The organism is Picosynechococcus sp. NKBG15041c (assembly GCF_055380235.1).
Map to the genome: position 1 here is coordinate 2,816,762 of NZ_AP040363.1, position 15,109 is coordinate 2,831,870.

Annotated in this window: 9 protein-coding genes; 2 read left to right on the top strand and 7 right to left on the bottom strand. The window is 51.2% G+C overall.

What is annotated here, in order from left to right; all coding sequences use genetic code 11:
- Nucleotides 1–68: 68 nt before the first annotated feature.
- Nucleotides 69–1,928 carry a PhoX family protein gene (locus ACZ45B_RS13540; RefSeq protein ID WP_024545695.1) on the top strand — a complete coding sequence of 620 codons (1,860 nt, stop codon included), beginning with the start codon at nt 69–71 and terminating at the stop codon, nt 1,926–1,928.
- Nucleotides 1,929–2,045: 117 nt separating this feature from the next.
- On the opposite strand, the gene ACZ45B_RS13545 is transcribed toward ACZ45B_RS13540, so the two are convergent.
- From ACZ45B_RS13545 to ACZ45B_RS13575, 7 genes are all read right to left on the bottom strand, one after another.
- The gene (locus ACZ45B_RS13545; RefSeq protein WP_464674884.1) at nt 2,046–5,096 is read right to left on the bottom strand and encodes a plasmid replication protein, CyRepA1 family; all 3,051 of its coding nucleotides are present in this window, start codon (nt 5,094–5,096) and stop codon (nt 2,046–2,048) included.
- A gap of 185 nt (nt 5,097–5,281) precedes the next feature.
- Entirely contained in the window at nt 5,282–6,604 is a 1,323-nt protein-coding gene (ctpC, locus tag ACZ45B_RS13550; protein ID WP_024545694.1) for a carboxyl-terminal processing protease CtpC, read from the bottom strand.
- Between the two features lie 210 nt (nt 6,605–6,814).
- The gene (cax, locus tag ACZ45B_RS13555) at nt 6,815–7,918 is read right to left on the bottom strand and encodes a calcium/proton exchanger (RefSeq protein WP_024545693.1); all 1,104 of its coding nucleotides are present in this window, start codon (nt 7,916–7,918) and stop codon (nt 6,815–6,817) included.
- Nucleotides 7,919–8,033: 115 nt separating this feature from the next.
- Nucleotides 8,034–9,212 (bottom strand): aldo/keto reductase, encoded by a 1,179-nt coding sequence (locus ACZ45B_RS13560; protein WP_024545692.1) that lies wholly within the window; start codon nt 9,210–9,212, stop codon nt 8,034–8,036.
- 81 nt (nt 9,213–9,293) lie between these two features.
- Nucleotides 9,294–10,694, bottom strand: coding sequence for a glycosyltransferase family 4 protein (locus tag ACZ45B_RS13565; protein ID WP_024545691.1), 1,401 nt, complete (start codon nt 10,692–10,694; stop codon nt 9,294–9,296).
- Nucleotides 10,695–10,765: 71 nt separating this feature from the next.
- Nucleotides 10,766–12,619 (bottom strand): bifunctional metallophosphatase/5'-nucleotidase, encoded by a 1,854-nt coding sequence (locus ACZ45B_RS13570; protein ID WP_236612435.1) that lies wholly within the window; start codon nt 12,617–12,619, stop codon nt 10,766–10,768.
- 205 nt (nt 12,620–12,824) lie between these two features.
- Complete coding sequence (locus ACZ45B_RS13575; protein WP_024545689.1) at nt 12,825–14,429, bottom strand: mechanosensitive ion channel; 1,605 nt, start codon at nt 14,427–14,429, stop codon at nt 12,825–12,827.
- 193 nt (nt 14,430–14,622) lie between these two features.
- Between ACZ45B_RS13575 and ACZ45B_RS13580 the strand changes: the two genes are divergently transcribed.
- Nucleotides 14,623–15,066, top strand: coding sequence for an SRPBCC family protein (locus tag ACZ45B_RS13580; RefSeq protein ID WP_024545688.1), 444 nt, complete (start codon nt 14,623–14,625; stop codon nt 15,064–15,066).
- Nucleotides 15,067–15,109: the final 43 nt, after the last annotated feature.

Genomic DNA, 15,109 nt, shown 5'->3' on the forward strand with positions numbered 1-15,109 from the left:
ATGGGAAAAAATGCAACTTTAAAATCAGCAATTTTCTTGGACGCGAATCAATTAAGCCCCCTAAAACCATGATCCACGACGACGACAGAAGTAACTATTCCGGAAATCGCCCTTTTTACGATGTATTCAACGCCCGGATGTCCCGCCGGAGTATGCTCCAAAAAAGTATGATGCTCTCCGCCGCTGGTTTTGTTGGGGCGATCGCCGGCAATAGTCTCCTTAAACCCAGTGCCGCCGCCACCCCCCAAGGCGCTGCCACTGCAACCCAAGTGGCCCAACGAAGCACTAGTCCTCTCCTGGGTTTTAATGCCGTTCCCCTGGCCCAAGGCAATGGCCCAATTCCAAGCATTTCCAGTGACTATCAATATCAAGTGCTGATCCCCTGGGGGACTCCCCTCCAACCCGGTGGCCCAGAATACAACGGAGATCCCAATACCCGCCCCACCGCCGCAGAACAGGCCCAACAGGTGGGCATTGGCCATGACGGGATGTGGTTTTTCCCCCTCGGCAACAACAATGACCACGGGTTACTCGCCATTAACCACGAGTACGGCACGAACCAACACGTCCTTGGTAAAGCCGTCCCCGCTAGCCTCGAAGATGTACGCCTTTCCCAGCATGCCCACGGCGCATCTGTCATCGAAATCAAGAAAAATAACAGTGGCGTTTGGGAAGTAGTGCGCAGTAACTATTCCCGTCGAATCCACGTGAATACCCCCGTCAGCTTCAGTGGCCCTGCCGCTGACCATCCACTTTTGCAAACCGCAGCAGGCAATGCCCCTAAAGGGATTGTTAACAATTGCGCCAATGGCCATACCCCCTGGGGAACCTATCTCACCTGCGAAGAAAACTTCAATACCTACTTCGGCGCGACGGGAGCCTGGACCCCCAGTGAAGCCCAAGCCCGCTATGGCCTTAGTAATAGTTCCCGCTATGGCTGGGAAAACTATGACGAGCGCTTTGACCTGTCGAAGGCTGCTTACAAAAACGAAGAACATCGCTTCGGTTGGGTTGTGGAAATTGACCCGATGAACCCCAACCAGACTCCCGTTAAGCGCACAGCCTTGGGTCGCTTTAAGCATGAGGGCGCAGAAATCGTGGTGGGTCGCGGTGGTCGCGTTGTCTGCTACATGGGTGATGACGAAGGGTTTGACTACATCTACAAATTCGTTTCGGCCGATAACTGGCAATCGATGCGCGCCCGGGGCATCAGTCCCTTGGATGAAGGACAGCTATATGTAGCGAAGTTTAATGATGATGGCTCTGGGGAATGGCTGCCTCTAACCATGGACAATCCGGCCCTGCAAGGTCAATTCCAAGACCAGGCAGAAATCCTTGTGTATGCCCGTTTAGCAGCCGATGCAGCGGGAGCTACCCCGATGGATCGACCGGAATGGGTAACCACGGGGACAGGGGAAAATGTTTATTGTGCCCTCACCAACAACAGTCGGCGCACGGAGGCTAATGCGGCTAATCCCCTTGCCCCGAACCCCGATGGCCATATTATTCGTTGGCGAGACAGCGATCGCCATGTGGGAACGACTTTTACCTGGGATATCTTTGCGATCGCCCAGGATACCCACGGTACTGAGGAATCCTTTGCTTCCCCCGATGGCTTGTGGGCAGATCCCGATGGTCGCCTCTTTATTCAAACCGATGGTGCCCAGAAAGATGGCTTAAACGATCAGATGTTGGTAGCTGACACCAACACCAAAGAAATTCGCCGCTTGTTCACCGGGGTGACAGACTGCGAAATCACGGGCGTCACAGTAACCCCAGACCGACGGACAATGCTGATCAATATCCAGCACCCTGGAGATGGCAATCCGAATACAACCAATTTTCCGGCCCCCCAGGGTAGTGGTTTAGTTCCCCGGGATAGCACCATTGTGATTACCCGCAAGGATGGGGGCATCATCGGCTCCTAGAATTACCTTGAGATGAGTAAGGTCACCCTAAGCATAAAAATTTGGGGTGACCTTTTTACTTACTCTGATCCGTCTAATCAAATCCACCAAGATTCAGGCATTTACCTCATCTAGGGTCTAGGATGCTTCCGGGGTGGGGAGCTCAAAGGTGAGCTGCACGTAGTTTGATTCTTCTTTATGGCGGCTGCGCTGGAGTTTAGCGAGGTACTTCTGACAATCTTCCTGCCAGAAAGCAGAAGTGCCGGGACAGTTTTGGTCTGTTTGGAGCCAATGTTGGAAGACGCTTTGGCGATGGTCTTGGGGATGACTGATCTGATAAATACGGGTGCGTTTTTTCTGGATAGTCGTGATCTTGGTATATTTCAGCTCCAGGCCCAGCAGTTCTAGGAAACGCCGCAAAATCATAATTGGGGTGGAATTTTTCGCCAGACCGATGCCCACGGTGGTTTTAATCGCTTCACGGTTTTCGAGGGCGATCGCCGCCAGGTGTTGCATTTCTGGATCGAGGTTATGGAGGGGCCGATTGCTTTGGGCCAGGAGGGTGGTAATCCCCAGAATCTCCATCGTGCCAATCATTGCTCCCAGTTGGGAATGGTTGAAGTCTGGCTGAAAAATTTGACCGCTGCCCTGCTGCATTAAATGGCTGGCAATGAGGGCATCCCGGTCGGCGAGATAGGGGCGGCCCACCGTGAGGAAGTAATGGCGGCGCAATTTCTGGTACCAATGGTCATCATCCTTGGCGACTAGGGCCGCAGTTACGGGCAGGTTATAGCGTTTTTGGAGTTCGTATTTCCGTAGTTGCTGTTTTTCTGGGGCCGTTTTGACCAGTTTTTTCTTCAGGCGTTGATAATCCTTGCTACTCAAAGGGGCAGCCTGGGCGATCGCCAAACATTCTGCTTGGTAGTTGGTATCGCGGATGGCATTGATCACCGAGGTGAGTTGATTATCCCGTTGGATCTGGGTGGTGGCCGCCTTACGTCGTTTGGGCACGGCCACCAGTTTCTGCCCTTCCCGTTGCAAGTGGGCCAGTACCGCCTCGCGGTAGTTCACCATCCCGGCGTTAATCCGTACGGCAAACTTCGCCCAGCAGAGGAGTGATTCTGCCTGAAAGTCCGTATCTAGGTCATCGAGAGCGATGAAATCCGACTGTTGCAAGAGGCGAATATTGGTTTGGGTCAACCGCTGGCTGGAGGTCAACAGGGCTGGAATCGACGTTGCACCGTTCCCCACGGTATTAAAGCCATATTTGGCCACCCACAGATACCGGGGCACATTTTCTCGGACACGGCTGAGGGCTTGGCAAATGGAATTTACCGCTTGCACCCCCTGGGCGATCGCCCACACAGAACTGAAGTGTCCCTTCAGGTCGAGACTAATGCCCGTTTCCACCGCCGGACTTGCCAAAACCACATCATACTGGGCGAGGGTTTCATTGATCGTCCCCATGGCTCCATAGGCGGGATGGTTTGGGTCGGCGAGGGATTCTGCATCCAAGCGAAGAATTTGGCGATCGGGAAATTGGTTCTTGAGATAGATTTCGAGGGTCGAAGTGCTCCACTGGCTCTTGAGCTTTTGGGCTGATAGACAAATAAAGGGCTTGCCCCCCACTTGGATATGTTGCACCAAATCTTTCAGCAAACGTTTAGGGGTGCCATCGGGGTAGTGGTTGAGGGTGTAATGGTTACTAGCATCTGCCTGCCAGGTATTTTCAATGAGATAGGGTTGAATTTTTTGGCCCCCGAGGGTGAGCAGATAGTCGATGGACACATCGCTTAAATCGGCATCACTGATATAAATTTGCCCTTCCCCAGCAAATACATTTTGGAGCAAGTGCTTGAGGCTCTGCAAAATATTGATCCGGTTGTCCCGGCAGGTGCTGGAGTTGAGGCCATGCCAGAGGACTTGCTCCACTTCATCGAAAATAATCAGAGCGTCACCCCAATGGTGGGGGTTGAAGCGGGCCTGGGATTTTCCGTGGAGAGAATCGATACAGAGGCCGTAGCCATTAATTTTGAGGTTGGGTTCCTTGGAGCGATCTTTGCCCCGGGGGAGATCCCGGATGTAGTCGAGGCCGAAGCGTTGACAAAGTTCTTCCACCAGGCGGATCCGGTGGCCAATGACGAGGACAGGCTGTTGCCGGGCGATCGCCCCAGCGACCACTGATTCGAGCCAACGGGTTTTCCCTGTCCCCTTGGGGGATTTAAGGGCGACTAATTTCGCTTCGGGGGGAATGCTCAGTTGTTCTGGGAGATAGCGTTGACTAAGGCTTTGGTGGCGGGGATAGGTGAGCTGTTCTAGGCTTTGGGCTTTCCAAAGATCGAGGCTCAGGGCGTTTTGAAAAGCCACCTCAAAAGCCGCCTGGCCTTGGTTGGCGATCAGATCATCAACCCCTTTACCCAATTTGCTTTCCCAGGTGATCACCTTGACCGGACAACCCGCTTGCTTGAGGAGATAACCCGTTTTGCGAATGGCACTGCGGACGGCGCGCACGGTATTCGGTTTTTCGTCCTGGTCAAAGGCAAGATAAATTTCCCGTTGCCCCCGGATTAATTTTTTAAGTTGGGGGATCAGTTGGGATTGGCCGATGCGATTGCCCCATTCATCTTTAGGGGTACGGAATGCCCCGAAAATCCCCGGCAAGGCGATCGCTCCATAGCCCCCACTCAGGAGCGCCCCAGCTTTTTTTGCGCCTTCGGTAATGATCAGCGGGATTTGGGGGTGCTCCTTGAGCCATTGCCAAAAGCCCCCATCAGGCTGGGTGTCGTCCCATTCTTCCTGATCAAACTCAATGTGATGACGCCGGGCAACCTGTTCCCACACATGGAGGGGGACCCGCAGGGCAAAAACACCTGTGCTGGTTTTGGGGGGATGTTCGTATTTGATTGCCTTGCCTTTTTCGGGATTAAAGCGGGGTTGCTCCGGTTTAAAGCAGCCCCAAAGATCTTCTTTTCCAGTGAGAATGTCAACCCCAGAACACCACCAGCCCCCCGCTTCCGTGTGCTGGTAGCGCTGCAAATAGCTATCTCCAAGGCGACCATCATTACGGCGGGGCAACGCGTCTGAGTAGAGCAAATAGTCCAGGGGGCGATCGCCCTCAAGGGAAATAACATTCAGTTGGATGAGTTCAGGATCAACACAGCTCTGCTGCCATTCTTGAACATAATCCATGGGGTGCACCTCAGACGCTAGATGTAGGGTAACTAAGCATACTCTACTCTATATCTAGTGCGCAACTTTATTTTTAGAAAAATATTAGGAGGGATAATCAATCCCTAAGAAGCCCATGATCACGATGGCGATCGCCGCCGAAACAAGATTTGTAACGGGCAAGTCAAGGGGTCACAATCTTGCTTTTAGCTACCTTGGGTTGTGGCGTTTGGTGTCGTATTCGCCTGGGTTTTGGGGATTACAATCGTGCCAGTACGCAGCTGTTCGTCCAGTAGTTGAATCGCTCTGGCATACTGCGGGTCAGCCATTGTACCAATTTTTGTGCGATCATCTTGCAAACTTTCTTGGGTGGCTTCATCAAGTTCTACAACAAAATCTGGAGCGATCCCTTCTTTATTGATGTCGCGGCCAGAGGGCGTTAAATATTTCGCAACCGTCACGGCAACCCCCGAATCATCACCCAGACGGCGCACCGATTGAACCAGCCCTTTCCCAAAGGTTTGGGTACCGACAAGCACGGCCCGTTCATTGTCTTGCAGTGCCCCAGACAAAATTTCACTGGCACTAGCTGACCCCCCATCGACCAGGACGATCAACGGTTTATCGGTGAGCGCTTTGCCATTGCTGGCTTCCTGACGGTCTACTTCCCCAACCCGATTGACTGTGGAGACAATCCCACCTCCATCGAGCCACATTTGGGCAATGTCAATGCTGGCGTAGAGCAGCCCCCCTGGGTTAGAGCGTAGATCTAGCACATAGGCATCCACACTTTGAGACTCGAGGTCAACGATCGCCTCGCGCATTTCCTCTGTGGCCTGGGCGCTAAATTGGGTCAGACGAATGTAACCGATATCTCCAATTGGGCTTTCATCAACCCTGGCGCGCACCGGATGGATCTGAATCACTTCTCGAACGATAGTAAACTCCATTTGGCGATCGCCCCGGCGAATCTGGAGCACCACCTCTGTACCCCGTTGCCCCCGGATAAGATTCACCACATCGTTGAGTTCCATATCTGCGGTAGGCTGATCATCAACAGCGAGGATCACATCCTGGGCCATGATCCCCGCATCAAAAGCCGGGGTCTCTTCAATGGGAGCAATGACCACCACCTCATCTGTGTCGCGATCCTTCGCGATTTGGATCCCGACCCCCGTCAATTCCCCGGAGGTGTCTACCTGTAAATTCTCAAATTCTTGGGGTGGCATAAAGCGCGTGTAGGGATCCCCCAGGAGAGCCAACATTTCTCGAATCGCTTCATAAGCTTCATCGGTGCTGGCATAGTCTTGATTTAAAAACTCTTGCCGTACCTGACGCCAGTCATTTTGATTAAACGTCGCATCAACATACTCTCTGTTAATGACATACCAAACCTCGTCTAAAATTTCCTTTGGACTGTCCTTGAGGTAGGCCTGGCTTTTGGAATAATGGAGCCCTGCCCCTGTGACCGCCACAGTGGTTAACACTAGAGCTGTTGCACCGAGTACAAAGGGTTTAGAGTTTGACATGGAAGCTTTAGGTAGTTTTTGAACAGAGACTGCATTAACAAATTAGTACGACAATCCCTATCCCTATGCTAATGCAGCAAACTTAAAATCGGGAAGGGAAAGGCAGATTTCCTCAGCCCCTCCCAAAGCATCACCTCGAGCTTCAGTCAACCCTGTATAACTGCTGCAAGCAAGTCTATTTGGTCATATTTTCGGCCCCTCAGCAGTTAGTCAAAGGAGGCCTGGAACAGCGGGATGGAAGAAAAAGGCCAAGCTTAAGACGGCGTAGGTTGCCAGTAATAAACTCCCTTCTAACCAGTTGGAATTGCCGTCGGAGCTAATGGAATTGGCAATAAGTACCGCTACGGCTACAGCTACTAATTCAAAGGGGTTGAAATCAAGATCCATTGGTTGCCCAATAACCCAGCCGGCAATCACCAGTACTGGGGCCACAAATAGGGCAATTTGCAAACTGGAGCCCATCGCGACGGACACGGATAAATCCATTTTGTCTTTCATGGCGACAGTGACGGCAGTGGCGTGTTCTGCGGCATTACCAATGATCGGTAGAAGAATTACCCCGGTGAATAGAGGACTCAGGCCAAGGCTTACGGTAGCTTCTTCGAGGGAACCAACCAGCAGCTCTGATTCAATGGCGACGGCGAGGGTCACCACCAGTAAAACGCCAACCCAAAACCACAGATTAACTTTGGCTTTTGCTTCTTCTTCTGTTTCGCCTTCTTCTTCGACTTCTGCAATCCCCACATCATATAGATATGAGTGAGTTTTCATGGAAAAAAGTAGGGTAAGGCCATAAACGAGGATCAAGACGATCGCCACGGCCACAGAGAGATTTTGTAGGGTCGATTCACCGATGCCAGTAGAGGTATATTCTACGGCGGTGGGAATCAAGATGGCGATCACGGCCAGGTTCATGGAAGATGCATTTAGACGGGCGGCGGTGGGTTGAAAGTCTTGTTCTTTAAATTTCAGGCCCCCCAGAAGCATCGCAAAGCCCATGACCAACAGCAGGTTACTAATAATTGACCCGGTAATCGTCGCTTTGACAACGTCCACTAAGCCTGATTTGAGGGCGACAAAGGCCAGGATTAATTCGGTGGCATTTCCAAAGGTGGCATTTAACAACCCCCCCAGGTTGGGGCCGACCACCACGGCAATTTCTTCGGTGGCTTCCCCCATGAAAGCAGCCAAGGGAATAATGCCGATCGCCGCTGTGCAGAACACAGTAACAGGATTCCATTCGAGAACATGGCCGGCGATGGAAATGGGGATAAACACCAGCAGAGCTAAGAAAAAGGTATTTTTGTTGAGCATAGGAACGTAAAGGTTGCGCTAATGCTCTCAATATAGATGCAGAACTCTGGGAAGAATGCGCCTGTTTAGAGAGATTTACTACTGGGGGGCGATCGCCTTTTTCCCGAATTTATTTTCAGCTCTGGGAAAGACGCTTAACGGCAGTCGATCCCAGCAGTTTATCGGTTTCCTGGAGATATTGGGGGATGACCTTGCGGTGGGGACTGAGGCGCAGGGCATTGCGCAGATCCATTTCTGCTAACTTGTCGGCCTTTTGCCCTGCAAACCAATGACCGCCGTTGCCCATTAGGTTATAGCGGGCTTTGCCGTATTCAATCATGTCGTAGGCGATCGCCAAATTTCTCAGCCACAAAATCACAGGGATATTGATCTCGCCGGGGGTTTGGTCATAGGTAGGGAGGCCCACTTTCCAGGTTTTGGCCCAATCTTCCCCTAGGGAGGCGATCGCCTGATTTTCAAGTCTCGCGAGAATCTCTGGCAAAATTTCATTGGCTTGATCCAATAGGGTCAGGGTTTCTAAATGTTGATCAAAATCCGATGGCCGGGCCGCGCCTATGCTCAGGGTATGAATTTGGGGGTGGGACAGACAGAATAGATCATTAAAAACCATCGGGTGGAGCGGCGCACAGAGCTCCACTAACTTTTGGGGTGGGTTGTAGAGATGCCCGCCCTTATCTGAGGGGCTAATGATAAAGACGCCCATGTCCTGCCGAGTTGCCGCCTCGATCGCCCGCCAGTTGTCCTGATTGATCCAATACCAGTGCAAATTCACATAGTCCATCGTCCCCGTTTCAATAGCTTTGATAATCAAGTCCGTGGGGGCATGGGTCGAAAAACCAATGTTGCGAATCCGTCCTTGTCGCTGCAAATCCTGGGCCACCTCAAGGCAACCCCGCTTAAAGGCGAAGTCATAAATTTCTTGATTATTAATGCCATGCAGCCCGAAAAGATCAACATAATCTACCTGTAGATAATCCAGGGATTTTTCAATTTCGCGGCGAAATGCTTCGGGATCAGCTTTGGGGGAAACCTTCGTCTGGATAATGAGATCTTCTCGCTTAAATTGAGACAACACCCAGCCCAACTGCATTTCCGAGGTGCCGTAACCCCGCGCTGTCTCGATATGGTTGATGCCCAGTTCAAGCGATCGCCTGATCGTTGCCGCCAGATTATGTTGATTTTCAGCGGGGATTTTATTCGGGTCTTGGTCTTGCCATTTGAACTGATAGCGCATTCCCCCGCAGGAAAAGACGGGCATTTGCAGTTCGGTACGACCAAAACGACGATATTGCATAGATCTCAGGCTTACTTATCAATTCTTACAGAGTTGACATTGTAAACAAATTTTTACGCGACAGGCTGCGTCTCAAGGTTACTACTGGGCAATGAGATAGCCATCGCGATACCAGCCTTCAAGCTGTGCCGGAGAAATATTTTGGGCGATCGCCTGTTGTTCACTAAAGCCCTGGGGATATTGCTGGAGGAGAGTTTGCAGAGCCGGGATGATTTGGTGTTGAGCAAGAAAATCATGGTAAATGCCCCCTTCCCAGAGGTAACACCAGGCGGGCAATTTGTAGCGAGTTTCAGCAGTGATTGGTGTATGACGGTAGGCGAGAGGTTCGCGGCACTTTGCGTTTAAAATCGCCTGGGCATAACCTTCTAACTGACTTTGTACACCATAATTCTCGTGAAGATAAGCAAGGGTTTCCGGAGAAGGTTTGCGTTTTTCGATAATCATCTGAGCAGCGATCGCCGCTGCGGTTTCTGCATCCCCAAAATGGACTTTATCAATCAGGTGATCCGGCAACAATTCCCGGTGGGTCGAAACCCGCGAGACAATTGCCGGCGTACCGCAACCCAAGGATTCATAGGGGGCATTGCCAAAGGATTCCACGAAATTACCTAAGCCCAAGGTTACCGCCCCCAGACTGTAATATTGCGGCATCAACGATTGGGGCACCCATTCATGGAAGATAAAATGCTCCGTTAAATGGCGGCTTTGAATCTCCGTTTCCATCTCTTGATAGAAAGCCGCCACTTCCGGGGATAAACCCACCTTCAACCAGCGGGGCACTAAGACTTTTAAGTTTTTGATGCCGTATTGGTGCACCAGTAAATCGGCAACGGCGATGGTTTGGGGCAAACCCTTACTCGGCTCCGGGCGGTGGGGGTGAATCACAATGGCATCTTGGGCGGGATCCACCGGAACGATCTCTAAAATCTCCTTGGGAGTTGTGGGTTTAAAAATGTCCCAATCAATACCCGTTGAAACCACCAATAAGCGCTCGTCAAAATCTGCAAAAAATCGCCCCATGGTTTCTGCGTAAAATCGCCGCGAATATTCCGACACCGCAATCAGGCGATCGCCTTGGAAGAGAAAGCCTCCCAAGATTGTTTCTGGGTAAACATTATCCCGTAGGGCCACCACCGTCGGGATGTGCTGATAGGCATAGGGAAAGAGAAATTCGCCATCGTGCATATAGAAGCGATCGGCTCCGTCCAAATGGGTCGCCACATCCTGGATCATATTTGCGATGTCATAGGCAGGGATGCCGTAGGGTTGGGGAAAAGGCTGACGAAAACGCAATATTGGTTTAACAAGGACGTTTTCATGCCAACGAAATTCAACACAACTGTCGACGCAGCGGGTCGCAAGGATCACCACCTCATGGCCGAGTTCTCCCAGATACACCGAGATATTTTTAATCTGCTTTGGTGCGCCCCCCGTCACATAGTCGCGAAAGAGAGGATTGATGGAGAACATAACAATTTTCATGGGCAGCAACAGTCCGGGTCAAAAACAGCAAAAAACATTTCCCATTCAATCGGCCCCAGGTGAAGCCCAGTTTAAGGTTGGACTAGGGATTGACCGCAACCCTCGAGGATGACTAAGCGTCCATCTCGGAATACGCCGCCAACTTTTGTGACACCGCCATAGGCTTTGATATGGGCGATTAGAACGTCCCGCAGCAAGAGTTCAGTATCTTTACTGGGTAGTGTATCGAGATTAAACAGAGCAAGGCGAGGATTTTGTTTGCTAAATTGGCGCTCCCAATGGCAAGCGGCCTGACGGATAAAACTGTGGGTCACAAAGGTAAAAGTTTGCGCCAATTGTTCCTCTAAGGGCCGGCCATTGACGAAAATCGCTGTTGCTCGGCTAGCCTGGCGCTGCTTCCCTAACTGGATTTTGTAGCGAATTTGCCGACTAAATTGCACAAACCCCCGCTCCAAATGGGGCTCCCCAGGTCGGTTGGCCCGCTGGGCATTGTCCTGTAATAGCATTAGGAGTTGTTGCCCGGTGATCTGAAAGAAACGCAAGGTATCTGCATGGGGCATCACCGCAAACCAATCGCCGTAGACAAAGGTATCCGGGGGTAGCCCGGTGCGTAATACCGCTGCATCGGTCAGGGCAAGATCCACAGCGTATCCTTGCGCCTGGGCTTGGGTGAGCATCCCCGCTGTGATGAAATTAGCGAAGGCAGATTCACGGCTCGCAAAATCATTTAAAACGGCGTCATTGCCTAGATCGACATGGTCAATGACGATCCCTAGAGGATGGTTTAGTTTCTGATGGAGCGATGCAACAATGGGCATAATTTGTTTTTTTTCAAAGGTTTGGTCGACTGGAAGATCCGCCGTTGCCCATAGTTTGGCATTGGTGACGGTGGCAGCAGGGTGATCGCCCTGGAGGGTAATGGTTACTTCTCCCAAAAAGCGGCCAAGGGTCCCCGCCTGCACAATGGGGATGCCATTCACGATGTTGTCTTGGTTAAGGCCAGTTTCATTCAAGATGTGGTGGGTATGGCCGCCGATAATCAGATCGACTGCACCATGGGGTAAAGCCGCTGCCAGTTGGCGATCGCCATAACCGACCACTGCTGCACTAGTCGAATGCAAGTCATAGCCCAAGTGACTGAGGATAATGAGCACATGGCAATAGGGGCGCAACAACGGCAGAAGATTTTTGACCACCTGGACCGGATCGCTAAAGGTTAAATTGCGTGCATCGGAACCCTTCATTTGGGCCGGGGTAGTCAAACCAATGATACCGACCCGCACCCCTTGGACATCTAGTAATGCGGCAGGATAAATGCACGATTTTAACCGCTGAGGTGGTCTTAAATTAGCTGACAGTAACGGAAAATTCCCCGACCGTTGAATGATTTTGGCGATCGCCTGGGTTCCCAAATCAAGGTCATGGTTCCCCAGGGCAGCGGCGTCCACTCCCAAGGTTTGGTAGAGATCATAGGGATGGTAACCCTCAGAAACCAGGGCATCAAACGGCGTGCCCACCATGTCATCTCCGGCAGAGAGTAGCAAGACCCCCGCCTGGGGATTGTGGGCGTATTTTTGCTGCTGCTGTCGATATCGGGAGACGAGGCGCGAAAAAACGGCGATATTTCCCTCCGGGGCCAGGTGCGCGATCCGTCCGTGTAGGTCATTAAAGTGCAAAATTTTTAGACGGAAAGGGGCCACAAGCGTCAGGTCAGCGGCCCGGAGCATTTGGTAGCGACTAGAAATATTGGGGTCAACGGTTAGTTCGGTCACAGGTTGGGTGGCATCGCCGACAAACAAAAAGCGCGATCGCCCCTGATTTTTGGCTTGATAGGGGGCCGGAATGAGCCTTAGAGGATTGGGGACAAGGGCAGGTTCCGGTGGGGAGAAAGGCTTTGGGAGCGGAAGATTGGGTTGGCTGTTCACAGGACTTCCAAAACGTTTGATGGCACAGGGACAAGCGATCGCCACAATGACGAAATTAGATTCTATGGGAAGGGTGGCACAGTCCCTTAATCGGCACGTTAAGGTTGCGTTAGTGGGCTGTAAAGCTATGTTCAAAAAAAGACATGGCGATCGCCATGTCTTGCCGCGTCAATTGTTCAGTTAATACCCGACAAATTGTCCAAAATTAATTATCTTTCAGAGAATCTAACCAGTTCCTGACCTGTTCGCCGGCAATCTCTTTCCCCCCAAGGCCGAAAGCAATGGCGATCGCCACGGCGATGCCCCCGACGAGGAGCCCAAAGGCCAGATTAACAATATTTGTCGCAATGCCCATTTGCTCTAGGGCCATCGCCCCCACAAGCACAAGGATGATGACCCGCGCCGCTTGACCGAGAATTTTCGATTGTCTCGATCCAGACGCCGCCAGGGCCCTGTAGGAAATATTGGAAAAATACAAACCCAAAGCAAAGATAAGTAAAGCAACCAATACTTGTCCGGCGATCGCCAAAACAATTTCTACCACCGTGGTTAGCGCTTCAATTTGTAGCACGTCTACCGCTGTCAGGGTTGCCACCAGCAGGATCACCACCAGGGAAATTTTACCCATCATCTGGGAAGGTGTTTTACCAGGCTTCGTTGTTTCACCATCGCCATCCCTAGGGGCCGCGCTGATAATTCCGTCTAGTCCGAGCCAAGTTAAGACATTATCAAAGCCGAAGCCGGTTAGCACATTGCTGACAAACTCCGATACATATTCCCCAACCACATAGGCAAAGGTGAGAATAATGGCCGCCCCAAGTATTTTCGGGAACAGCATCAACACCTGATCCAACATGGCGATCGCCGGACGAGAAATCGCCTCAATCTGCGCCACCTCTAAGGCAGAAATGGCGACGGGAATCAGGATCAAAATATAGGCGATCGTCCCTAAAATCCAGGACAGAGACTGTCTGCCAGCAGTACTGGTAAGGCCAAATTTTTCACCAATTTGATCTACCCCCGTTGCTTGTAGGAGATTGGTGACGAGGCGCCGGATTACCTGGGCAATAAACCAACCCACGACCCCAATGAGGGCCGCCCCAAATAGATCTGGCAAGATCAACAGCACCCGGTCCACTAAATTTCGCAGGGGGGCAAGGGAATTTTCGAGGCCCAGGGTTTCAAGAATGGGCGTTAAGAAGAAGAAGAAAATAAACCAATACAGCGCATTGCCGATGGTTTCGCTGAGATTGGTCACTGGTGGTTGCGGGGCGGCTTCTGGGTCCGGTTCTGGGGCAGCTGGATTGAGGCGCTCGTCTAGACGAAATGTGCTCAAACCCTTAACGACAATTAACTTGGCCACCGTCGCCACCAACCAAGCGATCCCCAACCACAGGGCCGCCGCAAAGAGTTGGGGCAAGAAATTCGTCACTTGGCTCAGGAGCTGATTGAGCGGTGTATAAGCCCCCTCTAGCCGGAGTGTTTCTAAAACTGCCACCACTGTAAAAAGGATGACGAACCAGTAGACGATATTGGCGGCCCAAATTTCAATGGGTAAATCTGTTTTGCCGTCATGACCTGTAATCCAAGCGGCAATTTTGTTGTCAATTTCGGTTTTTTTCAGTAACCCTCTGACAATGGCTTTCATGGCGAGGGCGACAAGCCAACCGATAATTAGAATGGCGATCGCCTTCACAACATTGGCGACATCTTCCCCAATGAGGATTTGTAATGATTCTGGTAACTGGAGCGCAAAGGCAAAGTGAGGGACACCAATGGGTGGCCCCAAGATAGGGATTGGAAGTGACATTGTTTTACAAATTAAAATTTAAGTGACTAAATCGCTAATTACGGCAAAAAAAGACGTGTTTGCGCTAATTCATGGCTATGCCATTTCCTTTCCACCCTACAAAGGATGCCCCAATTTTTCATCCGCAAAAAGGGAAATTTGCGATATTTCTTGTCATAATTTTGAAAAAATCCACCTTTAGATAGAATTTTTAATGGAAATTTTTGAGCAGTCCATTCAAGTGCGGGCCAGTGCCACCTGTGTCGAACAGTGTTTTACGGATTTGGATACTATGCACCGTTGGCTAAACCCCCTGTTGCGATGTGAGCCCTTGGGCGATCGCTGGAGCACAGACCTAGAAAGTAAAAGTCGTTTCTGGTTAAAAATTTCCCTCGTCAAGCTTGTGCTCAATAATGCTGTGGTAGAACGGGAACCCGGCTTAATCGTTTGGCAATTTAGCGGCTTTTTTCGGGGCCGAGACCGTTGGGAATGCATCCCCACGGAGACAGGCACACAGTTGGTAAATCGCTTTCAGTTTGATATTCCAAATCCATTGGTGCGCTGGGGATTTCAAGTTTTTGCTGCCCGTTGGACAAAAAAAGATATGCAAGCTCAACTACGTCGAATTAAGGCGATCGCCGAAGCGGCCCAACCCTGATCCCTAAACCGTCTAAGATAAATACCAGGAAAAATACCCCCTA